Origin of the sequence: Streptomyces sp. NBC_00028 (genome assembly GCF_045041065.1) — a bacterium.
In the GTDB taxonomy this organism is placed as follows: domain Bacteria; phylum Actinomycetota; class Actinomycetes; order Streptomycetales; family Streptomycetaceae; genus Streptomyces.
The window spans coordinates 84489-109796 of record NZ_CP108294.1 but is presented as its reverse complement, the minus strand read 5'-3'; the positions used below and the strand labels follow the sequence as shown (position 1 = coordinate 109796).

General features: G+C 69.9%; 17 protein-coding genes. 15 read left to right on the top strand and 2 right to left on the bottom strand.

Going from position 1 to position 25308, the window contains the following annotated elements; all coding sequences use genetic code 11:
- Positions 1-18: 18 nt before the first annotated feature.
- On the bottom strand, positions 19-777 hold the full coding sequence (locus OG885_RS44660; protein ID WP_331729032.1) for a helix-turn-helix domain-containing protein: 759 nt from the start codon (positions 775-777) through the stop codon (positions 19-21).
- A gap of 241 nt (positions 778-1018) precedes the next feature.
- Here OG885_RS44660 and OG885_RS44655 point away from each other — a divergent pair, with 241 nt between their 5' ends.
- The gene (locus OG885_RS44655) at positions 1019-1681 is read left to right on the top strand and encodes a DUF4097 family beta strand repeat-containing protein (protein WP_331729520.1); all 663 of its coding nucleotides are present in this window, start codon (positions 1019-1021) and stop codon (positions 1679-1681) included.
- Positions 1682-1896: 215 nt separating this feature from the next.
- Here OG885_RS44655 and OG885_RS44650 read toward each other — a convergent pair whose 3' ends face one another.
- Positions 1897-3855: an acyl-CoA dehydrogenase gene (locus OG885_RS44650; RefSeq protein ID WP_331729028.1), complete on the bottom strand. Its 1959-nt coding sequence runs from the start codon at positions 3853-3855 to the stop codon at positions 1897-1899.
- Positions 3856-4248: 393 nt separating this feature from the next.
- On the opposite strand from OG885_RS44650, the gene OG885_RS44645 reads away from it, so the two are divergent.
- The 14 genes from OG885_RS44645 (at position 4249) to metF (ending at position 25271) form a co-directional block, all read left to right on the top strand.
- On the top strand, positions 4249-4941 hold the full coding sequence (locus OG885_RS44645; RefSeq protein ID WP_331729025.1) for a ScbR family autoregulator-binding transcription factor: 693 nt from the start codon (positions 4249-4251) through the stop codon (positions 4939-4941).
- 101 nt (positions 4942-5042) lie between these two features.
- A complete protein-coding gene (locus tag OG885_RS44640; RefSeq protein ID WP_331729021.1) occupies positions 5043-6266 on the top strand; it encodes a cytochrome P450 in 1224 nt (407 codons plus the stop codon).
- A 217-nt stretch (positions 6267-6483) separates the two neighbouring features.
- Positions 6484-6672, top strand: a complete 189-nt coding sequence (locus tag OG885_RS44635; protein ID WP_331729019.1) for an acyl-CoA carboxylase epsilon subunit — start codon at positions 6484-6486, stop codon at positions 6670-6672.
- Between the two features lie 122 nt (positions 6673-6794).
- Positions 6795-8381: an acyl-CoA carboxylase subunit beta gene (locus tag OG885_RS44630; protein ID WP_331729517.1), complete on the top strand. Its 1587-nt coding sequence runs from the start codon at positions 6795-6797 to the stop codon at positions 8379-8381.
- 73 nt (positions 8382-8454) lie between these two features.
- The gene (locus tag OG885_RS44625; RefSeq protein ID WP_331729016.1) at positions 8455-9126 is read left to right on the top strand and encodes a ScbR family autoregulator-binding transcription factor; all 672 of its coding nucleotides are present in this window, start codon (positions 8455-8457) and stop codon (positions 9124-9126) included.
- 289 nt (positions 9127-9415) lie between these two features.
- Positions 9416-10261, top strand: a complete 846-nt coding sequence (locus OG885_RS44620; protein ID WP_331729013.1) for an AfsR/SARP family transcriptional regulator — start codon at positions 9416-9418, stop codon at positions 10259-10261.
- Positions 10262-10613: 352 nt separating this feature from the next.
- On the top strand, positions 10614-11435 hold the full coding sequence (locus tag OG885_RS44615; protein WP_331729010.1) for an AfsR/SARP family transcriptional regulator: 822 nt from the start codon (positions 10614-10616) through the stop codon (positions 11433-11435).
- A 1025-nt stretch (positions 11436-12460) separates the two neighbouring features.
- Complete coding sequence (locus tag OG885_RS44610) at positions 12461-13210, top strand: thioesterase domain-containing protein (RefSeq protein ID WP_331729007.1); 750 nt, start codon at positions 12461-12463, stop codon at positions 13208-13210.
- Between the two features lie 286 nt (positions 13211-13496).
- The gene (locus OG885_RS44605) at positions 13497-14450 is read left to right on the top strand and encodes an aromatase/cyclase (protein WP_331729004.1); all 954 of its coding nucleotides are present in this window, start codon (positions 13497-13499) and stop codon (positions 14448-14450) included.
- Positions 14451-14843: 393 nt separating this feature from the next.
- Positions 14844-18392: a condensation domain-containing protein gene (locus OG885_RS44600; RefSeq protein ID WP_405743286.1), complete on the top strand. Its 3549-nt coding sequence runs from the start codon at positions 14844-14846 to the stop codon at positions 18390-18392.
- Positions 18393-18546: 154 nt separating this feature from the next.
- Positions 18547-19755: a methionine adenosyltransferase gene (gene metK, locus OG885_RS44595; RefSeq protein WP_331728998.1), complete on the top strand. Its 1209-nt coding sequence runs from the start codon at positions 18547-18549 to the stop codon at positions 19753-19755.
- Positions 19756-19843: 88 nt separating this feature from the next.
- Positions 19844-20827, top strand: coding sequence for a carbohydrate kinase family protein (locus tag OG885_RS44590; protein WP_331728995.1), 984 nt, complete (start codon positions 19844-19846; stop codon positions 20825-20827).
- On the top strand, positions 20824-24384 hold the full coding sequence (gene metH / locus OG885_RS44585; protein ID WP_331728992.1) for a methionine synthase: 3561 nt from the start codon (positions 20824-20826) through the stop codon (positions 24382-24384). The genes OG885_RS44590 and metH overlap by 4 nt, the downstream gene beginning before the upstream one ends.
- Entirely contained in the window at positions 24381-25271 is an 891-nt protein-coding gene (gene metF / locus OG885_RS44580) for a methylenetetrahydrofolate reductase [NAD(P)H] (protein ID WP_329344774.1), read from the top strand. The genes metH and metF overlap by 4 nt, the downstream gene beginning before the upstream one ends.
- Positions 25272-25308 lie beyond the last annotated feature (37 nt).

Sequence of the window (25308 nt, the reverse complement as noted above, 5' to 3'; positions counted from 1 at the left end):
GAGCCCGCGAGGCGGTGACTATCCCTCGTCCTGCCCCGGCTCAGCGGTGTCGCCGGAGGCCGTCTCCGGTGCGGTGTGCAGGACTTCACGGGCCTGCTCGGCCGCGCGCACGATGCTCTCGCTGATGAAGTCCAGGAAGCGGGCGACGTTCTCGAGGCGGTTCGCGGCCGGGGTGTCGGGGCCGAGGATGGCGACGCCCTGGCGGGCGGTCGCGACCAGCTGGTCGTTGGCCCGTGCGCTGGCGATGGTCGCCTGGTAGAAGAGCTCGCCGTCGACGATGTAGCGGTCGCGTCGGCGTTCGTCGCGTTCCCGGCGGACCAGGCTCTGGCTCTCCAGGAACGTGATCGCCTTGGAGATGGACGCCGGGCTGACCTGGAGGCGCTGGGCGAGCTGGGACGCGCTGAGGCTCCCCGCGTCGGTGGTGAACAGACACGTCAGCACCCGGGCCGTCATCTTGGGCAGACCCGAAGCCATGAGCACGGTGGTGAACGTCTCCTCGTACTCGGCCACGGCCTCCGCGTCGCGTCCGTCGCGCTGGGGGGCGGCTCCCGCGCCGCGTGCGGCAGTGGTCGTACGACGTCGATGGGCGCGGCGTTCGGTGGCGCGGTGGGCCAGGTCGGCGCGGTAGGAGGTGGGGCCGCCGTTACGCATGACCTCACGGGTGACCGTCGAGGTCGGGCGATCGAGACGGCGGGCGATCTCGGCGTAGGGGAGGCTGTCGGCCAGCCCCAGCGCGATCTGCTGGCGTTCCTGCTGGGTGAGTCTGCCTCCCGGCATGGCGATCTCCTCGCTGGTCCCTCGTGACGATGTCCGCGTGCACGCCGACTATAGCGTTCACTTCTCATCCATTGCAATGATCGAGCTTGCAGATGTTGCGTTACTTCCAAGTCGGTTGCAACAGTTTCTCGCCTTCTGCCTGCAATTATGCGGGACTTACGCAACAAGTATGTTGCCGAGACATGGAAAGCAACGTAGCGTTTCTGTCATCAGAAACGAGCAGCGAACACAGGAGAACACCATGCAGACCTTCGACACCCCGGCTCCGATCTCCGCCGTCCTCGACATCCCCGCCGGACGCGTCCGCTTCGTCGCCGCCGACCGCGTCGACACCGCCGTCGAGGTCCTGCCCGCCGACTCCACCAAGAACAGTGACGTGCAGACCGCCGAACGGACCTCGGTCGAGTACGCCGATGGCGTCCTGCGGATCCGCACCGCCGAGCCCAAGAGCCAGCTGAGGGGCTCGGGATCCGTGCAGATCACGGTCCAACTGCCCACCGGCTCCCGTGTCGAGGCCAGGACCGCGAGCGCCGAACTGGAGAGCGCCGGCCGCCTCGGCGACCTGCTCTTCGAGGGTGCCTACCGCCGGATCAGCATCGACGAGGCCGCGAGCGTCCGGCTCACCGCGACCGACGGTGACGTCGAGGTCCGCCGACTGGGCGGCCCCGCGGAGATCAGCACAGCGAGGGGCGACATCCGCATCGCGGAGGCCGTCCGCGGCGAGGTGGTGCTCCGCACCCAGTCCGGCGACATCTCGGTCTCCGCCGCCACCGGAGTCTCCGCCACCCTCGACGCGGACAGCGGCTACGGCCGGATCAACAACACCCTCAAGAACGACGGCACCCCCGAACTCACCATCCGGGCCACCACCTCCCAGGGCGACATCACCGCCCGCAGCCTCTGAGCAACGGGGCCGGATCCGGCCCGGACGCCATCTTGAGGGGCCCGCGCACGCGGCGCGGGCCCCTCAAGGCAGTCCGCCGGTCTCTCAAGGCAGTTCGCGGGTCTCTCAAGGCGGTGGAGAATCACGCCGCCGCCATCCCCGTCACGGCAACGCGGCATGGCCGCCCCTCCGCAGAGAAGGCGGCCACACCACACACGCACGGGTTCATCCGCGTCCTACGTCAGCAACGCGAGCTTCCTGTCGGCCGCCCCGGGCGATTGCCGCTGCCTGGGCAGGCAGGCGGAGAGGTCCAGGGGCGGGGTCGGCGTCTCTGCCTCGGGGGGCAGGAACTCGTCCAGCGTCAGCGAACCACCGTTGGCCAGCGGGATGCGTGACAGGAACTCCTCCGGCAGGTCGAACGCCTCCACGAGTACCGGCAGTTGGGGCGCGAGGCGCTCCATGAGCAGGTCGACGGCGAGCGGCAGTTCATGCACGTGGGCGGGAGCCAGGTAGCCCTCGGCCAGCAGGTCGCCGGTGTGGGGGGTGAGCTCCTGGAGGAGGAAGAGCCGGCACAGGTCCTCCAGCAGCGCACGTGCCTCCGGCTCCTCGGTGCGCTCGATCGCGGCGAGGAACGCGTCCGCGGCCTGTAGCCGGGCGTGGGCGCGGACCATCTCGATGCCCGCGCTGGAGGCCACGTTCCAGCGGGCCAGCGGATTGCCCGAGGGGCCTCCGCGCAGCGCCGCCCGGGCCCGGACCTGCCACAGGTGTTCCACCCTGGCCAACAGCCCGCGTAGGAAAGTCAGTTCGGTAAGCGGTTGCAGCTCCAGGGGCACGGTCGGTGAGGACACCTGGTCGGCCTGGTGCCCGAAGACCATCTCCGCGGCGGCCTTGGCCCAGACGACCAGGTTGTCGCCCTCCGCGGTGATGGCGCCCTCGAGGTTCTGGGTGATGTCGGCGAGGGCGTTGAGCGGGAAGAGCCCGGGCGCGCCGCAGCGTTCGCGGCACTCGATGGCGACCTCGCGGCTCTGCCAGGTGATCCACCCCTTGGCGATGGCGACGAGCCGTTCCACCTCCTCGCGTTCGGCCTCGGTGTGGTCGACGCAGCGGGCGAGGACCGCCCGGTGCAGGAAGGTCATGGCGTACGTGGAGGCGACCCCGTTCAGCAGCCGGCTGTGGTGGCTGCGGTGGGCGGCCAGCGGAACCCGCGTACCGACCTTCGGACCGCTGATGGTGCGCAGGTGCGCGCGCCGCACGGCGATGGTCAGGGCGGCCCGGGAGACCCCGACTCCGGCGCCGCTCATGCAGAGCTTGCCCCAGGTGACCCGCTTGATCGAGTGGAGGAAACGCTTGCGCGGATTGCCCAGGCTGCTGCTGAGACCGTCTTCCGCGGTGAGGCGTCCGTGGTCTCCTTCCAGCAGGGCCTCGCGGGGCAGCCGTACCTGATCGAAGCTGGTGAGGCAGTGGTCGACGGGGCTGCCGAGCCGCTCGGGCAGCGGACGTATGGAGATGCCCGGCCGCGGGCCGTTCTCGTCGGTCAGCGGGGTCAGGAAGAGAAAGACGCCTTGGTCCTGGCCGTCGACCAGGAGCCGTGCCGCCACGACTCCGCTCTTGGGGCCGCCGATCAGACTGGTGTTGGGCATGAACTTCCGGGCGCCCGGTGTGGGGGTGTGCAGGACGAACTCATTGGTGGTGCGGTCCAGTTCGCATGTGGTCTGCAGGGCCGCCGCATCGTTGCCGTGGTCCAGCTCGGTGCACAGGAACGTTCCTGTGCGCTGCATCGAGGTGAACTCGGTCAACTGGCGGCTCTCGCTGTCGTCATGGTCCAGCAGGCTGCCCAGGAACAGGTTGTAGTGGATGCCGGCCAGCGTGCCGAGCGCTCCGTCCACCACCCCCGTCCACTCGTGAAGGCTTGCCAGCAGTTGCGGATCGCGGGCCAGAGACGCCGCGTTGTCGATCGTCTCGTTGACGAGCCGCAGCCGCTCGTAGGACAGCGCCATGCGTTCTTCCGAGGTGAGCCCCGGCCGGTATCGGAACTTCTCGTTCCCGATGAGATCCCGCCAGGTTCCGTGCAGTCGGCCACGTTCGTGTGCGTCGAACAGTTGGTGCGTCAACTCGCTGATGACCGCCCGGTTCTGGACGGTTTCCGCGGCTCCGGTGGAGCTGGAAGCCTGGCTCTGCATGGTCAGCAGGGTCATAACCCTCTCCGCATGTGGGGTTTGTGATGTGGGGGGAGAGGAGCGCCGGACTAGCAAAATACAAACCCACCGGTTTCTTTCTCAAGGCTCTTTAGCAACGCTTGACCTACGGGATCCGGACGGCTGCGTTCCAGGTGGGACATGGCAAAGTAGGTCTCCGGCTCCGTCGCTGCTCAAGGCGGAAGCGACCAGAACTACGGCTTCAGGGGCCTTGAAAAACCGGATGGCAGGTTTTATTGTCCCCTCGGGGGATGCACCAGAGCGCCTGACAGGGCAAGAGGCTGAAGCTGACCGTCCCGTATCCAGAGGTGGTGCCACTAGAATCGAACCTGTCGGTCTCTTTTCCGGGCCGGCGGAACCGAGCGATACCGCAGAGCGGTGTGGAGGTGTGTTGTGGCGCGGCAGGATCGAGCCATCCGGACACGGCAGGCCATCCTGGTTGCCGCCGCCAAGGTGTTCGACGACGTCGGATACGACGCGGCAACCATCTCCGCGATCCTCAGAGAGGCCGGAGTGACGAAGGGTGCGCTCTACTTCCACTTCACATCGAAGGAGGAGCTCGCCCAGGCCGTACTGGCGGAGCAGGTCAGAGCGCTCCCGCCGGTCCAGGTGCCGCCGCTGAAGCTGCAACAGGCGGTGGACGAGGCGCTGTTGCTGACCATGCTGCTGCAGAAGGAGACGGGTGATCCCATCATCCGTGGCAGCGTGAGTCTCACCATCGATCCGGCGGTGGGCGCGGCAGGGCTGGACCAGAAGATTCCCATGCGCCTGTGGATCGACTACAGCAAGTCACTGTTCGCCGAGGCGAAGGCGGCCGGGGAACTGCTCCCGCACGTCGACCTGGAGTCCATCGCACGGCTGTCTGTCGGAGCTTTCACCGGTGTTCAGATGCTGTCGAACATCATGGAGAACCGCTCGGACATGATGGCGCGCGTGTGCGACCTGTACACCTACCTGCTCACGGCCGCCGCGGTACCCGGAGTCCTCGTGCAGCTCGACTTCTCGCCCGAGCGAGGGGCGAAGGTGTACGAGGCAGTGATGAAGGAACGTCAAGCCGCAACCGAGGAAACCGCCATGACTGCTTGACGACAACCTCGCAGCGATCCATCGCGGGGGATGCGAGGGGGTTGTACGGAGCAACCCCCTCGGCACGTATCAGAAGCGACTGATTCGGATGGAGCGCACCAATGGAAACTGCTGTCTGCCCCTATCGGCTGGACGTCTCGGCGCGTGACCTCGCGGGGGAAGCCGCGATGCTCCGGGCCCGGGGGGCCGCCGTAGAGGTGGAGCTGCCCGGCGGCGTGCGTGCCTGGGCTGTGGTCCGTGAACAGCAGGTCAAGCGACTGCTGGTCGATCCCCGGGTGTCCAAGGACGCCCGGATGCATTGGCCGGCGTTCATCGACGGACGGATCACCGAGGACTGGCCCCTGTATCCCTGGGTGGCCAATGAGAACATGCTCTTCACTTACGGAGAGAAGCGCGCCCGGCTGCGGCGCCTGGTCGCCGCCGCGTTCACCGCCCGGCGTTCCGAACTGCTGCGGCCCCGGGTCGCGGAGATCACCGAGGAACTGCTGGACGATCTGGCGGCCCGCCCCGCGGGCGAAGTCGTCGATCTGCGGGCCTCGTTCGCCAAGCTGCTGCCCATGCGGGTGATCTGCGAACTGTTCGGCATCGAGCGGGACGACCGCGACCAGATCTGCACCGCCATGGACACCGTGTTCAGTACCTCCGTCTCCGCGCAGGAGATGGCCGCCGCCCAGATGAAGGTCTTCGAGCTGCTGGCCGAGCTCGTGGTGAGCAAGCGGGCCCGGCCCGGCGACGACCTGACCTCCGCGCTGATAGCGGCGCGGGACGAGGGCGACCGCCTCACCGAGGAAGAACTCCTCGGCAGTCTCAACCTCCTGATAGCGGGTGGGCAGGAAACGACCTGCACGATGATCACCAACGCGGTCGGAGCGCTGCTGGCCCACCCCGAACAGCTCGCGCACGTGCGGGAGGGACGGGCGGACTGGGACGACGTGATGGCCGAGACGATGCGCACGCACAACCCGGGCGCCTACTCGCCCATGCGCTTCGCGGTGGAGGACATCGACCTGGACGGCGTCCTGATCAAGAAGGGTGACCCGATCCTCGTCTCGTTCGCCGCGGCCGGTCTGGATCCCGACCGTTACGGACAGGAGGCGGCTGAATTTGACGTACTGCGCACAGACCGCCGCGACGGTTTTGGATTCGGCCATGGGCCGCACCGCTGCCTGGGCGCACCGCTGGCCGTGGTGGAGGTCGGGGTAGCCCTGCCGGCGCTCTTCGCACGCTTCCCACAGCTGGAGCTGGCGGTCGAGCCCGGGGAACTGGCCCCCATCGACTCCTTCATCATCAACGGCTACCGGGAACTGCCCGTGCGGCTGGGGTGAACCAGCCTCACCTGCCGGAACAGAGGACTCCGTAGCCCGCCCGGGTTGCGGAGTCCTCGCGCTTTCGGCCATCTGCCCTCAGCTGCCCCGGAGTTGTCCAGGAGCCGTCCAGGAGCCGTCCCGGAGCCGTCCCGGAGAGGACTTCAAGCGGGACGAGACCGGTTCTTGAGCTGTTCCACCGACCGTGTCCACATGCCTGAGAAGGGAAGTGGGGGCCATGGGCAACGGCAAACCGATGCTGCGCGTCGTACGCGGACAGGCCGACGCGGAGGAACTCGCGGCGCTCGCGGTCGTCCTTCTCGCGTTGCAGGGCGCCGGTGAGGACCAGCCCGAGCAGCCCCCTCGCGAGGGCCCCGGCGGCTGGCGTTCACCGGGGGCCTACCGGGCGCCCGACAGCTGGCGCTGACAGGCGTTCAGAAAAGTTGCACCCCGAACTGGAAACCGCATGGGCGGTTTGTTAATCTGATCTACATGGACCTGGGGCGGGACTTTTCAGCGGCTTCGCCCCAGAAGGGACCTGGTATGGCGATGACAACCGCCCCGGCACCGATCGACCTGGAGCCGACCGGCATGTACGGGCGAGTGGCCGAACTGGACGACATCCGTGCGCAGGCACTGGCCGGACCGAGTGAGAAGGCGACCGAGGCGCAGCACGCCAAGGGCAAGCTGACCGCACGGGAGCGCATCGAACTGCTCCTCGACCCGGGCTCGTTCCAGGAGGTCGAGCAGTTGCGTCGGCACCGGGCAACCGGTTTCGGCATGGACGTGAAGAAGCCGTACACCGACGGTGTGATCACCGGCTGGGGCACGGTGGAGGGCCGCACGGTCTTCGTCTACGCCCATGACTTCCGGATCTTCGGCGGTGCGCTGGGCGAGGCCCACGCCACCAAGATCCACAAGATCATGGACATGGCCATCGCCACAGGGGCTCCGCTGGTGTCCCTGAACGACGGCGCGGGCGCCCGTATCCAGGAGGGCGTCTCCGCGCTCGCCGGGTACGGCGGCATCTTCCAGCGCAACACCAAGGCGTCCGGGGTGATCCCGCAGATCTCCGTAATGCTGGGCCCGTGCGCGGGTGGCGCGGCCTACAGCCCGGCGCTGACGGACTTCGTGTTCATGGTCCGTGACACCTCGCAGATGTTCATCACCGGCCCGGACGTGGTCAAGGCGGTGACGGGCGAGGAGATCACGCAGAACGGCCTGGGCGGCGCGGACGTGCACGCCGAGACGTCCGGTGTCTGCCACTTCGCGTACGACGACGAGGAGACCTGCATCGCGGAGGTGCGCTACCTCCTGTCGCTGTTGCCGCAGAACAACCAGGAGGCTCCGCCGAGGGTGTTGGCCGACGACCCCGTCGACCGGCGTTCCGAGGTGCTCCTGGACCTGGTGCCGGCCGACGGCAACCGGCCGTACGACATGGCCAAGGTCATCGAGGAGATCGTCGACGACGGCGACTACCTCGAAGTCCACGAGCGCTGGGCCCGCAACATCATCTGCGCACTCGCCCGCCTCGACGGCCAGGTCGTCGGTATCGTCGCCAACCAGCCCCAGACCCTGGCAGGCGTGCTCGACATCGAGGCCTCGGAGAAGGCCGCGCGCTTCGTCCAGATGTGCGATGCCTTCAACATCCCGCTCCTCACGCTGCTGGACGTCCCCGGCTTCCTGCCGGGTGTCGACCAGGAGCACGGCGGCATCATCCGGCACGGCGCGAAGCTCCTCTACGCCTACTGCAACGCGACCGTGCCGCGGATCTCGCTGATCCTGCGCAAGGCGTACGGCGGTGCGTACATCGTCATGGACAGCCAGTCCATCGGCGCCGACCTGACCTATGCGTGGCCGACGAACGAGATCGCCGTGATGGGCGCCGAGGGCGCGGCCAACGTGATCTTCCGCCGTCAGATCGCCGAGGCCGAGGACCCCGAGGCCATGCGGCAGAAGATGGTCAAGGAGTACAAGTCCGAGCTGATGCACCCGTACTACGCGGCCGAACGCGGCCTGGTGGACGACGTCATCGACCCGGCGCAGACCCGCGAGGTCCTCGTCCGGTCGCTGGCCATGCTCCGCAGCAAGCACGCCGACCTGCCGTCCCGCAAGCACGGCAATCCCCCGCAGTAGCACCACATTCCGAGGGACTTGGGACGTCGGCGCGGTGCCGGCCCTCGACGTCCCGGTTCTCAGGAGACACCACATGGTCAAACAGGAGCGAGCGGCCCGTACCCGGCATGCGCTGATCCAGGCCGCCGCCGCGGTCTTCGCCGAGGAAGGCTTCGTCACTGCGTCGCTGAGCACCATCAGCAGGCGGGCCGGTGTCAGCAACGGGGCGCTGCACTTCCACTTCGCCAACAAGAGCATGCTCGCCGAGGCGGTCGAGGCGGGGGCCGCCAAGGCCGTGCGCGACATCACCGAGGCGGCCTCGGCGCGGCAGGGCGACTCGCTCCAGACGGTGGTGGACGCCACGCACGAACTGATGGGGGCGCTCGCCCGCGACATCGTGGTCCGCGGGGGGTTCGAGCTCGCGGGCGACTGCGGGTACCGGGGGGAGTGCTCCCTGCGGGCGCAGTGGCAGGAGTGGATCGAGGACACCCTCCGCGGGGCCGCGCGCAACGGGGCGCTGGCGGAAGGGGTGTCCTGGGCGGACAGCGCCCGGGTCATCGTCGCCGCGACCGCGGGCTTCGAGGTGCTCGGCGGCGATGACGCCTCCTGGCTGTCCCGGCAGAACGTCACCCGCTTCTGGGACGTGATCCTGCCCCGGCTCGCCGACCGGCGGAACCTGGCGGGACTGGCGAGCGCGGGCACCTGGCCGCAGCCCGGCATCCCCGCGCAGGACCGTTCCTCCCTGCGGGCGAGCACCGAGCAATAGCAAACCTTCCGGTCTGTTTAGTGATCAACTTTGCCGACCATACCCCCTGCTTTACATCAAGGACCCCTGGAGATCCCCTCCAGGGGTCCTTGATGTTCGCTAGAGGTTTCGCATCGTCGCAGGTCAAGGCTAGCGCGCCGTTAGATCCTCGCTTGGAAAATACAGGGCATGCGGTTTGATATTGACAGACCGCTCGCGCTGTTTTTACTCTGGTCCATGGCGCCGGACTGACATCTGACGACGGTTACGGAAACGACCGGAGCACTCGGCACTAGACAGGGGAGTTCGCGTGGACATCGAGGTACTCGGCGCATTGGCCGTAAAGGAGAACGGGGTCTCCATCACGCCGACGGCCCCCAAGCCGCGGCAGGTGCTGGCTCTGCTGGCACTCCACGCCGACCAGGCGGTGCCGGTCTCCACACTGATCGAGGAGCTGTGGGGCGCCACGCCGCCGCGCAGCGCCCGCACCACGTTGCAGACGTACGTCCTCCAGCTGCGCGAACTCATCGCCGTGGCCCTGGAGAAGGACGCGCAGGACGGCACGGAGGACGGCGGCAGGCAGCGCACCGCCAAGGACGTGCTGATGACGATGCCCAGCGGATACATGCTGGCCGCCGGCGGCGGACAGAGCGACGTCCGCACCTTCGAGCGCCTCGCGGGCACCGGCTACCGGGCCATGGACGCGGGCGACTTCCCCGACGCGGCCCGGCATCTGCGCGAGGCGCTTGCGCTGTGGTCCGGCACCGCCTTCGCGGACGTCCAGGCCGGGTCCCAGCTGGAGATGGAGATCAGGCGCCTCGAGGAGAGCCGGCTGTGCGCGCTCGACCAGCGCATCGAGGCCGACCTGCGCCTGGGCCGCCACCGCGAGCTGCTGTCCGAACTCACCGTGCTGGTGAACCGTTACCGCACCCACGAGAGCCTGCACGCCCAGTTCATGCTCGCCCTCTACCGCTCCGGGCGCCGCGGCGAGGCCCTGGAGGTCTACCAGCGGCTGCGTGCCACGCTCGTCCGGGACCTCGGCCTGGAGCCCTCAGCGGGGCTGCGACGCCTTCAGCGGTCCATCCTCACGGCCAACCCCGAGACCGCGCCGGCGGCCCCCAGCACGGTCAAGGAGCGCCTGGTACCCACGAGTTGAGCGCGCGCCTCAGACGGGCCGGCACTGCGGGGACACGGGTCCCCCGGGCCGGCCTGCTGCGTGTCCGGAGGTGTGCGGGGACAAGCGGGGACGTGCGTGGAGAGGTGAGATGCCCCATCTCGACAAACGGCATCAAGTATTCCGCAATTTGCTTTCTTCGCAACGGAATTAAAAAGAGCGAAGTTAAAGCTGCGGTTGCCTTTGAGGCGATCAATTTGCAGACAGAATAGGTAAGTTGAAGCGTCCTCAAGCCCTGGTCGAGGAAAGGCGGGTCTGGCGCGATTCCCGCTAGTGTGCTTATGGCGACGGAATTCAGCCACGAGAGGAACTCGACGAGCTACGGAGGAAAGCAGTGAAGATTCAGGTTCTGGGTCCGTTGAGTGCCGAGGTCAACGGGGGATCGATCGTCCCAACGGCCGGTAAGCCGCGGCAGATCCTTTCCCTGCTCGCCCTCTACCCCGGGCGGGTGATGCCCGTTCCCATGCTCATGGAGGAAATCTGGGGGACCGAGCCGCCGCAGAGCGCACTCACCACGTTGCAGACCTACATCCTCCAACTGCGTCGGCGTCTGGGCACCGCGATGGGCCCCGGCGCACCCGACGCGGCGAAGGAAGTGCTCGCCACCCGGCACGGCGGCTATCTGCTCCAGATACCGCCCGAGAGCGTGGACGTGCACGAGTACGAACGCATGGTCACCGAAGGGCGGGCGGCCTTCGAGGCGGGCGACGACGAGATGTCGGCCGACCGGTTCCGCAAGGCGCTGGAGCTGTGGCGTGGCCCGGCCCTGGTCGACGTACGCGTCGGACCGATCCTCGGGATCGAGGTCATGCGCCTTGAGGAGAGCAGGCTCGGCACCGTGGAGCGCCGTATCGACGCCGATCTGCGGCTCGGCCGGCACTCCGAACTCATCGCCGAGCTCGCCGAACTGACGGCCCGCTACCCGCAGCACGAAGGGCTGCACTCGCAGGCCATGGTGGCGCTGTACCGGTCGGGACGACAGGCTTCGGCCCTCGCCGTCTACCGCAAGCTGCGCATCCGGCTGATCGAGGAACTGGGCGTCGAGCCGTCCCCCCAGGTGCAGCGGCTGCACCAGGCCATGCTGGCCGTCGACCCCCAACTGGACGTCGTAGCCAGTGAACGGCGCTCCTCGACGTTCGATCTCTTCGCCGCCTGAGGCCGGCCGGAGCGGGGGCCCCGTCGTACTCAATGCCTGACCACCGTCGGACGACGGACCGGTTGCGGAGCCGGCCCGTCGCCCGCGAAGGCGAAGGCGGAGGCAGAAACAGATGCGGACGCGAGGCGGCTGCGGCTGCGGACACAGGTTCGCCGAGGAGGCCGGGTGACCTGGCCCCGGCCTCCTCGGCGCGGCGATCGACCACGGTGACCGGCCGAGGTGATCGACCGTGACGACTATCAGCGGCGATCGTCTGCGGCGACTGACCATCGCGGCTGGTCGCGACGGCCGACTGCGGCGGCTGTCGCGACCGGGGCATCCGGTTCCGCGGCCAGGCCGGGAGGCCACCGGCCGGCCCTGCGGACGCGGAGGCGGCTGCGGGCACTGGATCGCCGAGGAGGCCGGGTGACCTGGCCTCGGCCTCCTCGGCGCGGCGACCGGCCATGGTGGCCGACTGCGGCTGGCGGCCCGCAGCAACTTGCGGCTGGGTATCCGGTACTGGGGCCGGGACATGAAGTCGCGGAGTCGGCCCGGCCCGGCGGACGCGAGGCGGCTGCGGATGCGGGCACAGGTTCGCCGAGGAGGCCGGGTGACCTGGCCCCGGCCTCCTCGGCGCGGCGATCGATCGACCCCGGCGATCGACCAGGGTGACTGTTCCCGGCGGTCAGCCATGGTGAACGGCTGATCGCGGTGGGCGACCACAGTGACCGACCGCGGCGGCCAACCCGGTGGCCGACCACGGCGACTGACCATCGCGGCCGCCGACCCCGGCGACTGACCATCGCCACTGTTCACAGCAGCCGGCCACGACGACAGGCCGCAGCCATCCACCACCGTGACCGTTCGCGGTCCAGGTATCCGACAGCCCCTGCCGGGACACGACGTAGGGCGTCGGTTCAAGAGGGCGCGCGGGGCGGGCGGTCGTCGGTCGCGGGCCTCCGATCAGGTTCAAGCAGCACTTGAGGGGGTCCGGCAATCCTCGAATCCCACCCCGTGCGACGCAGGTCGGGGTAGAGGAGGATGTCATGTCGGACGAACGGCCGGTGCGCCTGCACTGTTTCGCGCACTCCGGAGGAGGCGTCTCCGTCTTCGACCACTGGGCGGAGAACATCGGTCCCGGAGTGGAGGTGGTCCCGGTCCCCGCGCCGGGCGGCCCACGCCACCGATCCGACAGTCGTACAACCGCCTATGAGGCCCTGCTCGCCGACGTACTGCCCCGGTTCACCGACCCGGACCCCGGCCCGTACGTCCTCTACGGACACGGCCTCGGCGCGATGGTCGCTTTCAGCGTCACCCGCGTCCTGCACGAGGCAGGCCTGCCCGGCCCGGCGCTTCTCGCCCTCGCCGCCTGCCCGCCGCCCCGCATGGCCCCCGCGCTGCCGGACGCCCGCACCGCGACGGACGCCGAACTGCTCGACGCCCTCAGCGCCAACGGTGCCGTGCCGCCCACCAGCGACGAGGGCATCTGGCTGCACGCGATGCTGCCCGTGCTCCGTGCCGACCTGGAGCTCGCCCAGTCCCTCGAGGACGCGGCCGCGACCCCCTCTTCTGCCGGGCCGCTCACCACCCCGATGCTGATCGTCGCCTCACAGGGCAACCCGCTGGCACCGCCCACGATCGCGGACGGCTGGCGGCAGTGGACCGACGGGCCCTCCTGGCTCCGCACCGTCCCCCAGCACCACTTCTTCGCACGCGGCCGTGAACTGCCCCGCCTGCTGGGCCGCGCCTGCCGGGTCACCGGCCGCCTCGCCCGGGAGAGCGTGCCGGTCGGCTGAGCAGCGAGTGCACGCGGACAACCGGCGCGGGCATACGACGCCCGCCCACCCCGTGAATTCCAGAAATACACGTCGGTGAGAGCCGACCACCACCCGGTCGCGCCCGGATCGACCCGGACTCTGTTCGTCTCCGAGCGGTCTTCCGAAGACCGTTTAGAGGATCATTCCGAGGACATTCCGAAGGGCATTCTGAAGATATTCCGAATGGTCTTCGGGGCGGTCCTCGGACGGCCGCCACAAACCCCGTTCATGTTCCCGTCGGCGCTATAAGAGGAGGGGAGCTCAAATGATTGCTGAGCATGCGGACAAGAGGGCGCGCACTGTGCGCGCATCCGCACCTGCCGGCGTGGCCTACGCGCTGATGGCCGACGCGCCGAGCTGGCCGCTCTATTTCTCCTCGATCATCCATGTGGAACAACTGGAATTCGACGGCGTAAGAGAGCGTATGCGGACCTGGACCCTCCTCGACGGTCAGGTCAAGGCGTGGACCTCGCAGCGGCATCTGGACCCCGTGGCACGCCGCATGGAGTTCTGGCAGGAGGTCGCGGCACCCCCCTTCCGTAAGGCGGGCGGCATCCTGAGCGCCCGCCCGGACGGCCCGCACGACAGCGAGCTCGAACTGCGCTACGACTACAGCGTCGGCGCCGACTCACCCGACGACCTGGAATGGGCGCAGCGGGCCACCGACGCCCACTCCCGCGCCCAACTCGCCGACCTCAAGGCGTTCGCCGAGCGCTGGACGCGTCTGGACGAACTCGTCCTGTCCTTCGAGGACACGGTCCACATCAAGGGCCCCGCCGAACTCGTCTACGACTTCCTCTACCGCGCCGGCGACTGGCCCGACCTGGCACCCCACGTCCAGCAGGTCGACCTCACCGAGACCGTCCCCGGCGTGCAGCACATGACCATGCGGACGTGTACCGAGTACGGCACCCACACCACCTCCTCGGTACGGATCTGCTTCCCGCACGCCGAACGCATCGTCTACAAGCAGACGGTTCCGCTGCCCCTCCTGGAGGCCCACACCGGCGAGTGGTCCGTCGTCCCGGACGAGCGGGGCGTCACGGTCACCGCCCAGCACAACGTCGTCCTGAGCGAGGAACAGATCGCCGACGTACTGGGCCAGCAGGCGACCCTCGCCGACGCCCGCCGGCATGTGCGCGAGGCGCTCGGCCGCAACAGCCGCGTCCTGCTCGCCCACGCCAAGACGCACGCGGAGAGCGCCGTCCGCATGCTGTGACCGGCGTGCGAGCGCGAAACGGGGGGCCGGGCTCACGGATGACCTCTGCCGGACTCGGGCAGCGCTCCACACCCGCTTGGGAAATCGGACGCCGGGCCCCTGCTGCCCTTAGCGTGCTGAGCACGACCGTTGTCGATTCCGGCGGACCAGGGAGGGGTCATGGAAGCGAGGCAGTACGGCAGGGTCCCGGGCCCCGTCCGTCCCGGCCGGTGCCGCCGACGTCGTACGCACTCCTTACGGCCGGCCCCCACCGGGGCCGCAGGCGGCTCGTCCTAGGCACGGCGCCGGCTCCCGCAAGAGCTGAGTGAGCGCCACCAGCAGCTCATCCACCAGCTACCGAGAGGAGAGAGGGGACCGCGCCGGTCACGGCGGAGCGCATGTCCCTGGACGCGTATGACTGTTCCTCGCTCCTCGCACGCGGTGATGTCCGTGGTCGTGGACCCCGGACCCGTCCCGCACGACACCCCGTGGGACCTCGAGTTGCGCGGGCCGCTCGACGCTGCCGCGCTTGCGGGCGTCCTGGGCGAACTCGCCGACGGCGACCCCGACCGGGCCGACCGGCAGCACCGGCTGCTGCGGCACGGCCCCGACCACCACACGCTCCGGTTCACCCCGGCCGAGGACGCGACCGCCGCCTTCGTGGTGGGCCGCCTCGCCGACCTGCTCACCGAGCGGTCCGCCGCCGACCATCCCCTCACACCCGCCCAGTGCGCGGCCCTCGCATCCGGCGGCGGTCCCCGCTACGAGGCGGTGTACCTCGAACCCGGCGGCCCGCTGGACGCGGCCACGGTACGCGAGGCGCTGCACGCCGTTCTGGCGGCCCATCCGCAGCTGGGCTTCCGTCTCGACAGCAGGGGTGGGCGGCTGAGCGGACAGGGCGCGGTCACGGTCGTGGACCGGGAGGGCACTCCGCCTTCGGCCGAGCAAGGACTCCTGGTCGAGGGCGAGTTCACCGACGAGGCCGGGTTCAGCGCCGCCGTCGACTCCGTCGGCCGCGGCCTCGACGCTTACGCCGGCGTCCAGTTGCGGGCGCTGCTCGCCCGGGACCGCCGCCCGGCGGGGGAGCGTGCCGACCGGCTGGTCCTTGTCGCCCATGAAATCGCGGTGGACGCCGCCTCCTGGCGGATCGTCGCCGACGACCTCCTCACCGTCCTCGAAACGGTGACGGCGGACGTTCCGGTACGGCGGCCGGGACGCGCGCCGGGCGGGCTGACCGACTGGGTCACCGAACTGCGCGAACTGGCCCGCGACCCCGCCGAGATGCGCCACTGGTCGACCGTCGCCGAGCGCAGGACCGGGGGCGGCGACTCCCGCACCTCCGCCCATGTGGCCCGCGCGAACGACACCGTCGAGGCGGCGGACACGGCCTTGGCGGAGACGCGGGACGCCGGGCCGGCGGGGGCGGTGCCCGAGGTGGGACCGGCCGGGGTGGTGCCCGATGCCGGGCCGGCGGGAGTCGTGCCCAACGCAGGACCGGTCGACGTACGGCGTACCGGCTTCGCCCTGCCCGAGGCGGCCACCGAGCGGATCACCCACAGCCTGGCGCAGCGGCTCGCACTGACCGTCGGACAGGTGCTGACCGGTGTGTTCGCGCTGGCCCTGGCCCGCTGGCAGCACACCGACGACGTCACCTTCGACGTCCGCAGCGACCCGCGCACCGGCCATTCAGGTCTACGTCGCCATGTCGGCCGCCTCACCGACGTGCACCCCGTCCATCTCACCCTGGACCGCGGCCTCACCACCCTGGGCCAACTGGCCGCCGTGGCGGGCCCCTTGGCGGCCGCCGCCGGACACGCACCGGGCGGCGCCGGGTTCGGGGCCTGTCGGGAGTGGAGCCCCGACCCACTGCTGCGGACCACCCTGCGCGAACTGCCGCCCGCACAGGCCTGCTTGACCCTGCACGGCCCGGACGAACTGCTGCCCCACGCCGTCCGCCCGGTGCCCGGGGGCCCGATCGACCGCGACCGCGACAACGGCAGCAGCGCCGCGCGCAGCGCCTCGCACCGACTGCACGCATGCGCCCACATCGCCGACGGCAAGCTGCACTTCGGTCTCGACTGGATCCCGGACCCGGCCGACGGCCTCACCGACACCACCGTGGCCGCCCTCGGCGAACTGCTGCGCGAAGTGCTGGCGGAGCTGGCCGAGGCTCCCGACGCCCCGATTCCGTCCGTCTTCCGCGCCACCCCCCAACAGGCGGCGCTGTACCTGGGCGGCGACGGACAGCCCGGCACCGGCCGCCATGTCGAGCAGGTCGTATGGGTCTGGCACGGCCCGCTGGACCTGGAGCGCTTCACCGCCGCCTGGCAGGCCGTCTTCGACTGCGAAACCGTGCTGCGCACCGCGTTCACCGGTGGCCCCGAGCCCCAGCTCATGGTCCACAGCAGGGTCGCCCCCGAGATCACCCGCCGCGTCCACCGCGGCGACGACTGGTCCCCGCTCCTGGAGCGCGACCGGTTGCGCGGCTTCGACCTGCGCTGCCCCGGAGCCCTGCGCCTCACCCTGCTGGAGACGGACGGGAGCCACCGCACCGGCGCCCCCTCCACCCCCACCCGGATCGTGCTCACCTACCACCGGGCGCTGCTCGACAACTGGAGCGCCCACATCCTGCTGCGCGAGTTCTATCGCGCCTACCTCGCCGGCGGCAGCCTGCCCGGCGGCGAACGCCGCCCCGACCTGCGGGACTACGCCGCCTGGATCGCCGCCCAGGACCCGGAGACCACCCAGGACTTCTGGGCGCGCTCCACCCCGCCCGACGACGCCGCCTCCAGGCCGGGCCGCTCCGTCCGAGGCACCGCGGCACTGCCCGGCGTGGGCCGGGCCCGGCTCCGGCTGACCCCTGCAGAAACCATCCGTCTGGCGCTGTGGGCGGGCCGCTGGGGCATCGCCGAGAGCACGGTCCTCCAGGCCGTCTGGGCGATGCTCATCTACCGCGCCTCCGACGCGACCGGCGGCCCCGCCCCCGTCTGCTTCGCCGTGACCGCCCCCGGACGCGGCATACCCCTCGACGGCGCCGCCCGCATGCTGGGACCGCTGCGCAACGCCCTGCCGATGTCCGTCGACGTGGACCCGGCCGGCACCATCCCCAACCTGCTGCGCCAACTGCGCGACCGCGCCCTGGACATGGCCGCCTACGAATGGGTTCCCGTCGGCTGGTTCCGCACCCACGACCAGGACGGGCCCGGCGCCGGACACGCAGACACCGTCATCGTCTTCGAGGACCTCCCGCACCCGGTGAAGGGCCTGGAGGCCGAACTCGCCGCCCACGGCATCAAGGCCGAGTTCCCCGGCACCGTACCCGCCCGCTCCGTCCTGCCCATCGGGCTGCTCGCCCACCACGACAGCGCGGGCCGCCTCGTCCTCACCCGCGTCCACGACCGCGACGTACTCGACGAGGAGGCGGCAGCCGAACTGCTGGTGCAGAGCGCCACGCTGCTGCGCGAACTCCCGTCCAGGACAGGGGAGTCCACCACCGTCGCGGAGATCCTGAGCCTCCTGGAGGGCAGGACCGTACCCCGCATGACCGAGCCCCCCGGCCCCGGCCGGAGCACCCCACTGGTCACCCTGCGCGCGGCACGGCGCGAGGCGTCGGGCACGATCTGCCTGATCCCACCGCCAGGCACCCCGGCGACCTGCTACGACCTGCTGTCCCGCGCCTACACCGGCTCCGACGAACTGCTGGTGCTCACCACCGACGCCGACAGCGCCCACGCCGCCCTCGCCGCCCACGGAACCGGCCGCCACCTCCTGCTGGGCGGCTTCTCCGGCGCCGGCGGCCTCGCCTGCGACCTCGCCCGACGCATCGCGTCCGACGGCGGCCCCCGAGCAAGGGTCGTGGTCGCCGGAGTCTCCGCCGACGACCAGGAACGCGCCCGCGAACTCGCCCGCGCCCTCAAGAACGCGGGGATGAGGAACGCCGGCACACCGGACAGTCCCCAGTAGTGCTTGGTCAGCTCCATGCGGGCCGCCCCTCGACCCCGGTTCCGCCGCACTTCAAGCGCTCCTCGTTCGACGTCGTCCATCGTGGCCGTGACACGGGTCACTTCGCCCGGTCTGTGACGCCGTCCGTGCTTGGGCCGCAATCAACTGGAGTGTCATGTCCCGTCGTCTGTTCACCTCGGAGTCCGTGACCGAGGGACATCCCGACAAGATCGCCGACCGGATCAGCGACACGATCCTGGACGCCCTGCTCACCCAGGACCCCGCCTCCCGCGTCGCGGTGGAAACCCTGATCACCACCGGTCAGGTGCATATCGCGGGTGAGGTCACCACCACCGCGTACGCCCCGATCGCCCAGCTGGTGCGCGAGGCGATCCTCGACATCGGCTACGACTCCTCCGCCAAAGGCTTCGACGGCGCCTCGTGTGGGGTGTCCGTGTCGATCGGGGCGCAGTCCCCGGACATCGCCCAGGGTGTCGACACCGCCTACGAGTCACGGGTGGAGGGCGAGGAGGATCTCCTGGACCGTCAGGGGGCCGGCGACCAGGGGCTGATGTTCGGCTACGCCTCCGACGAGACGCCGAGCCTGATGCCGCTGCCCATCGAACTCGCCCACCGCCTGTCCTACCGGCTGACCCAGGTGCGCAAGGACGGCACGGTCCCCTACCTGCGCCCGGACGGGAAGACGCAGGTCACCATCGAGTACGACGGTGACAAGCCGGTCCGCCTGGACACGGTCGTCGTCTCCTCCCAGCACGCCGCCGACATCGACCTCGACGCCCTCCTCACCCCCGACATCCGCACCCATGTCGTCGAGCCGGTCCTGGCCCAGCTCGCCGCCGATGGGATCAAGCTGGAGACGGAGGGCTACCGGCTGCTGGTCAACCCGACGGGCCGGTTCGAGATCGGCGGGCCCATGGGGGACGCGGGCCTGACCGGCCGGAAGATCATCATCGACACCTACGGCGGCATGGCCCGCCACGGCGGGGGCGCGTTCTCCGGCAAGGACCCCTCCAAGGTCGACCGCTCCGCCGCCTACGCCATGCGCTGGGTCGCCAAGAACGTCGTCGCCGCAGGACTCGCGAAGCGGTGCGAGGTGCAGGTCGCCTACGCGATCGGCAAGGCCGAACCGGTCGGACTGTTCGTGGAGACCTTCGGGACGAACACCGTCGCCGTCGAGGCCATCGAGCAGGCCATCACCGACGTGTTCGACCTGCGTCCCGCCGCCATCATCCGCGACCTCGACCTCCTGCGCCCCGTATACATCCAGACCGCCGCCTACGGCCACTTCGGCCGCGAACTCCCCGACTTCACCTGGGAACACACCAACCGCGCCCAGCAGCTCAAGGCAGCCGCGGGCGGCTGAGTCCGACCTCCCGACGGCCGGGCCCGGCGCTGTCGGCCGACACACGCACCACCGGTGATCAGCGACCGAAGCGACCCAAGGAGTGCCCGTGCGCATCGCGGTGACAGGATCGATAGCCACCGACCACCTGATGGTCTTCCCCGGACGGATCGCGGACCAGCTGCTGCCCGAGCAGCTCGCCCACGTCTCGCTCTCCTTCCTCGTCGACCGACTTGAGGTACGCCGCGGCGGTGTCGCCGCGAACATCGCCTTCGGGCTCGGCGGCCTCGGCCTCGCACCCCTGCTGATCGGAGCGGTGGGCACGGACTTCGCTGAGTACGAGCTGTGGCTGAAGGAGCACGGCGTCGACACCGGGGGAGTGCACGTCTCCGCGGAACGGCAGACCGCCCGCTTCATGTGCATCACCGACGAGGACACCAACCAGATCGCCGCCTTCTACGCGGGCGCGATGGCCGAGGCGTCCGACATCGACCTGCGCCCGCTCGTCACCGGACCCGACCGCCCCGGCCTCGTCCTCATCTCGCCCGACGACCCGGCGGCGATGCTGCGCCACACCGCGGAATGCCGCGACCTCGGCATCCCCTTCGCGGCCGACCCCTCACAGCAACTGGCCCGCCTCGACGGCCCCCAGGTCCGCGACCTCGTGGACGGCGCCACCTGGCTCTTCACCAACGAGTACGAGGCCGCGCTCCTCAAGGAGCGCACCGGCTGGAGCCGCGCCGACGTCCTCGCGACCGTCGGCACCTGGGTCACCACCCTGGGCGAGAAGGGCGTACGCCTCGAACGCCTTGGTCAGGCACCCCTCGTCGTCCCCGCCGTTCCCGACGCCCCGACCGCCGACCCGACCGGCGTCGGCGACGCCTTCCGCGTCGGCTTCCTGGCCGCCGTAGGCCAGGGCGCCCCGCTGGAGTCCGCGGCCCGACTGGGTTGTGCGCTGGCCTCCGTCGTCCTCGGCGCGGTCGGTTCGCAGTCGTACGAGATCGACCGGGCGCAGCTGACCGGCATCGTCGAGCACACCTACGGCCCCGACGCGGCCCAGCCGCTCGCGTCCGTCCTGGCGGAGCTGTCATGACCGCCCCCGACGAAAACCGCGTCGCCGCCACCGACGAAACCCGCCTCGGCGTCACCCACGAATCCCGCATCGCCGCCCTCCGCGAGGCGCTCGCCACCCGTGTGGTGGTCGCCGACGGAGCCATGGGCACCATGCTCCAGGCGCAGGACCCGACCCTTGAGGACTTCGAGAACCTCGAAGGCTGTAACGAGATCCTCAACGTCACCCGCCCGGACATCGTCCGCTCGGTGCACGCGGAGTACTTCGACGCCGGCGTCGACTGCGTGGAGACCAACACCTTCGGCGCGAACCACGCGGCCCTCGGCGAGTACGACATCCCCGAGCGCGTCCATGAACTGTCCGAGGCCGGCGCCCGCGTGGCCCGCGAGACCGCCGACGCGTACACGGCAGGCGACGGTCGTCAGCGCTGGGTCCTGGGCTCCATGGGCCCCGGCACCAAGCTCCCCACCCTCGGCCACGCCCCTTACCCCCTCCTGCGCGACGCCTACCAGCGGAACGCCGAGGGCCTCATCGCCGGCGGCGCCGACGCGCTGCTCGTGGAGACCACCCAGGACCTGCTCCAGACCAAGGCCGCCGTCCTCGGCGCCCGCCGCGGCCTCGAAGCCCTCGGCCTGGACGTGCCACTGATCGTGTCGGTGACGGTGGAGTCGACCGGCACCATGCTCCTCGGCTCCGAGATCGGCGCCGCGCTGACCGCGCTGGAGCCCCTCGGCATCGACATGATCGGCCTCAACTGCGCGACCGGCCCCGCCGAGATGAGCGAGCACCTGCGCTACCTCGCCCGCCACTCCCGCATCCCGCTCTCCTGCATGCCCAACGCCGGCCTGCCGGTCCTGACCAAGGACGGCGCCCACTACCCGCTGGCCCCTTCGGAGTTGGCGGACGCCCAGGAGAACTTCGTACGCGACTACGGCCTGTCCCTGATCGGCGGCTGCTGCGGTACGACGCCCGAGCATCTGCGTCAGATCGTCGAGCGGGTACGGGGCATGGCGCCGGGGGAGCGGGAACCGCGTCCGGAGCCGGGCGCGGCCTCGCTGTACCAGACGGTGCCGTTCCGTCAGGACACGGCGTACATGGCGATCGGTGAGCGGACGAATGCCAACGGGTCGAAGAAGTTCCGTGAGGCGATGCTGGAGGGTCGCTGGGACGACTGTGTGGAGATGGCCCGGGACCAGATCCGCGAGGGCGCGCACATGCTGGACCTGTGCGTGGACTACGTCGGCCGTGACGGCGTCGCCGACATGGAGGAGCTGGCCGGACGCTTCGCCACCGCCTCCACCCTTCCGATCGTCCTGGACTCCACCGAGGTCGACGTCATCCAGGCCGGGCTGGAGAAGCTGGGCGGGCGTGCGGTCATCAACTCCGTCAATTACGAGGACGGTGACGGCCCCGAGTCCCGGTTCGCGAAGGTCACCAAGCTCGCCCAGGAGCACGGGGCGGCGCTGATCGCGCTGACCATCGACGAGGAGGGCCAGGCCCGTACCCCCGAGACGAAGGTCGCCATCGCCGAGCGGCTGATCGACGATCTGACCGGGAACTGGGGCATCCATGAGTCGGACATCCTCATCGACACCCTGACCTTCACGATCTGCACGGGTCAGGAGGAGTCGCGCAAGGACGGTATCGCCACGATCGAGGCGATCCGCGAGCTCAAGCGGCGTCACCCGGACGTCCAGACGACGCTGGGCCTGTCGAACATCTCCTTCGGCCTGAATCCGGCCGCCCGCATCCTGCTCAACTCCGTCTTCCTGGACGAATGCGTCAAGGCCGGTCTGGACTCGGCGATCGTGCACGCCTCGAAGATCCTGCCGATCGCCCGGTTCAGCGAGGAGGAGGTGCAGACGGCCCTCGATTTGATCTACGACCGTCGTGCCGAGGGCTATGACCCGCTCCAGAAGCTGATGGCGCTGTTCGAGGGTGCCACCGCGAAGTCGTTGAAGGCGGGCAAGGCCGAGGAGCTGGCCGCGCTGCCGCTGGAGGAGCGGCTGAAGCGGCGGATCATCGACGGCGAGAAGAACGGCCTCGAACAGGACCTTGCCGACGCTCTCCAGACCCGTCCGGCGCTGGACATCGTCAACGAGATCCTGCTGGACGGCATGAAGGTCGTCGGTGAGCTGTTCGGGTCGGGGCAGATGCAGTTGCCGTTCGTGTTGCAGTCGGCCGAGGTGATGAAGACGGCGGTCGCCTATCTGGAACCGCACATGGAGAAGTCGGACGCGGAGGGCAAGGGCACGATCGTGCTGGCCACCGTGCGCGGGGATGTTCATGACATCGGTAAGAACCTGGTCGACATCATCCTGTCGAACAACGGCTACAACGTGGTCAATCTGGGCATCAAGCAGCCGGTCTCGGCGATTCTGGAGGCGGCTGAGGAGCACCGGGCCGATGTGATCGGTATGTCGGGGCTGCTGGTGAAGTCCACGGTGATCATGAAGGAGAACCTGGAGGAGCTCAACTCCCGGGGCATGGCCGCCGATTACCCGGTCATCCTGGGTGGTGCGGCGCTGACCCGGGCGTATGTCGAGCAGGATCTGCACGAGATCTACGAGGGCGAAGTCCGTTACGCCCGCGACGCGTTCGAGGGCCTGCGGTTGATGGACGCGCTGATCGGTGTGAAGCGGGGCGTGCCGGGCGCGGTCCTGCCCGAGCTCAAGCAGCGCCGGGTCAAGCCCGTCGCGAGTGCGGTCGTCGTCGCGGAGAGTCCGGAGAGTCCTGAAGAAGGGGGGCGCTCCGATGTGGCCGTCGACAATCCCGTCCCCGCGCCGCCCTTCTGGGGCACCCGGGTCGTCAAGGGCATCCAGCTCAAGGAGTACGCCTCCTGGCTGGACGAGGCCGCCCTGTTCAAGGGGCAGTGGGGGCTGAAGCAGGCGCGCAAGGGTGACGGGCCGACCTACGAGGAGCTCGTGGAGACCGAGGGCCGGCCGCGGCTGCGCGGGCTGCTCGACCGGCTTCAGACGGAGAACCTTCTTGAGGCAGCCGTCGTGCACGGCTACTTCCGCTGCGTGTCCAAGGGCGAGGACCTGATCCTGCTGGACGAGAACGGGTCCGAGCTGACCCGGTTCGCGTTCCCGCGGCAGCGCCGTGGACGTCGGCTGTGTCTGGCCGACTTCTTCCGTTCGGAGGAGTCGGGGGAGACGGACGTCGTCGGGCTTCAGGTCGTCACCGTCGGTTCGCGGATCGGGGAGGAGACGGCCCGGCTCTTCGAGGCGAACGCCTACCGCGACTACCTCGAACTGCACGGCCTGTCCGTCCAGTTGGCCGAGGCCCTCGCCGAGTACTGGCACGCACGCGTACGCGGCGAACTCGGTATCGCCGGGGGCGACCCGGGCTCGCTGGACGGCATGTTCCGCACCGAGTACCAGGGCTGCCGCTACTCCTTCGGCTACCCGGCCTGCCCCGACCTGGAGGACCGCGCGAAGATCGCCGACCTGCTCCGGCCGGAGCGCATCGGCGTCCACCTGTCCGAGGAGTTCCAGCTGCACCCCGAGCAGTCCACGGACGCCATCGTCCTGCACCACCCCGAAGCCAGCTACTTCAACGCCGGAGGCCGGGAGTGACGACGACCCTGCGCGACCTGCTCGACCGGGGAACCCCGTCGTTCTCCTTCGAGTTCTTTCCGCCGAAGACACCCAAGGGCGAGCGGACGCTCTGGGAGGCGATCCGCCGGATCGAACCCCTGGCCCCGACCTTCGTCTCGGTCACCTACGGGGCCGGCGGCTCCTCCCGGGACCGTACCGTCGAGGTGACCAAGCGGATCGCGACCGAGACGACCCTGCGCCCCGTCGCCCATCTGACCGCGGTCGGGCACTCGGTGTCGGAGCTGCGGCACATCATCGGCCAGTACGCCGACGCCGGCGTCCGCGACGTCCTCGCCCTGCGCGGTGACCCGCCCGGCGACCCCAACGCCCCCTGGATCGCCCACCCCGAAGGCTTCACGCACGCCCATGAACTGGTGCGCCTGGTCAAGGAGTCGGGGGAGTTCAGCGTCGGGGTGGCGGCCTTTCCCGAGCGGCATCCGCGCTCGGCCGACTGGGAGTCCGACATCCGGCACTTCGTCGCCAAGTGCAAGGCGGGCGCCGACTACGCGGTGACCCAGATGTTCTTCCACGTCGAGGACTATCTGCGGCTGCGCGACCGGGTCGCCGCGGCCGGCTGCGACACCCCGGTCATTCCGGAGATCATGCCGGCCACCGACGTACGCCAGATCGCCCGCTTCGCCGAACTCAGCGGCGCCGCCTTCCCCGAGGACCTCGCCCACCGCCTGGACGCCGTCCGCGACAACCCGGCGGACGGTCACCGCATCGGCGTCGAGTACGCCACCGCGATGGCCGAGCGGCTCCTCGCCGAGGGCGCCCCCGGCCTGCACTACATCACCCTCAACAAGTCCACGGCGGCCCTGGACATCCACCGCAACGTGCTGGCGGCGACCCGCGTCACCGCGTGAGGCCCACGGCACGACCGACCGAGCCGAACAGAGCCCA

Coding starts and splice junctions, on each gene's coding strand:
- OG885_RS44605 (WP_331729004.1), top strand. CDS start 13,497: ATGATTGCTGAGCATGCGGACAAGAGGGCGCGCACTGTGCGCGCATCC.
- OG885_RS44600 (WP_405743286.1), top strand. CDS start 14,844: ATGACTGTTCCTCGCTCCTCGCACGCGGTGATGTCCGTGGTCGTGGAC.
- OG885_RS44640 (WP_331729021.1), top strand. CDS start 5,043: ATGGAAACTGCTGTCTGCCCCTATCGGCTGGACGTCTCGGCGCGTGAC.
- OG885_RS44630 (WP_331729517.1), top strand. CDS start 6,795: ATGACAACCGCCCCGGCACCGATCGACCTGGAGCCGACCGGCATGTAC.
- OG885_RS44635 (WP_331729019.1), top strand. CDS start 6,484: ATGGGCAACGGCAAACCGATGCTGCGCGTCGTACGCGGACAGGCCGAC.
- OG885_RS44660 (WP_331729032.1), bottom strand. CDS start 777: ATGCCGGGAGGCAGACTCACCCAGCAGGAACGCCAGCAGATCGCGCTG.
- OG885_RS44655 (WP_331729520.1), top strand. CDS start 1,019: ATGCAGACCTTCGACACCCCGGCTCCGATCTCCGCCGTCCTCGACATC.
- metH (WP_331728992.1), top strand. CDS start 20,824: ATGACCGCCCCCGACGAAAACCGCGTCGCCGCCACCGACGAAACCCGC.
- OG885_RS44625 (WP_331729016.1), top strand. CDS start 8,455: ATGGTCAAACAGGAGCGAGCGGCCCGTACCCGGCATGCGCTGATCCAG.
- OG885_RS44610 (WP_331729007.1), top strand. CDS start 12,461: ATGTCGGACGAACGGCCGGTGCGCCTGCACTGTTTCGCGCACTCCGGA.
- metK (WP_331728998.1), top strand. CDS start 18,547: ATGTCCCGTCGTCTGTTCACCTCGGAGTCCGTGACCGAGGGACATCCC.
- OG885_RS44650 (WP_331729028.1), bottom strand. CDS start 3,855: ATGACCCTGCTGACCATGCAGAGCCAGGCTTCCAGCTCCACCGGAGCC.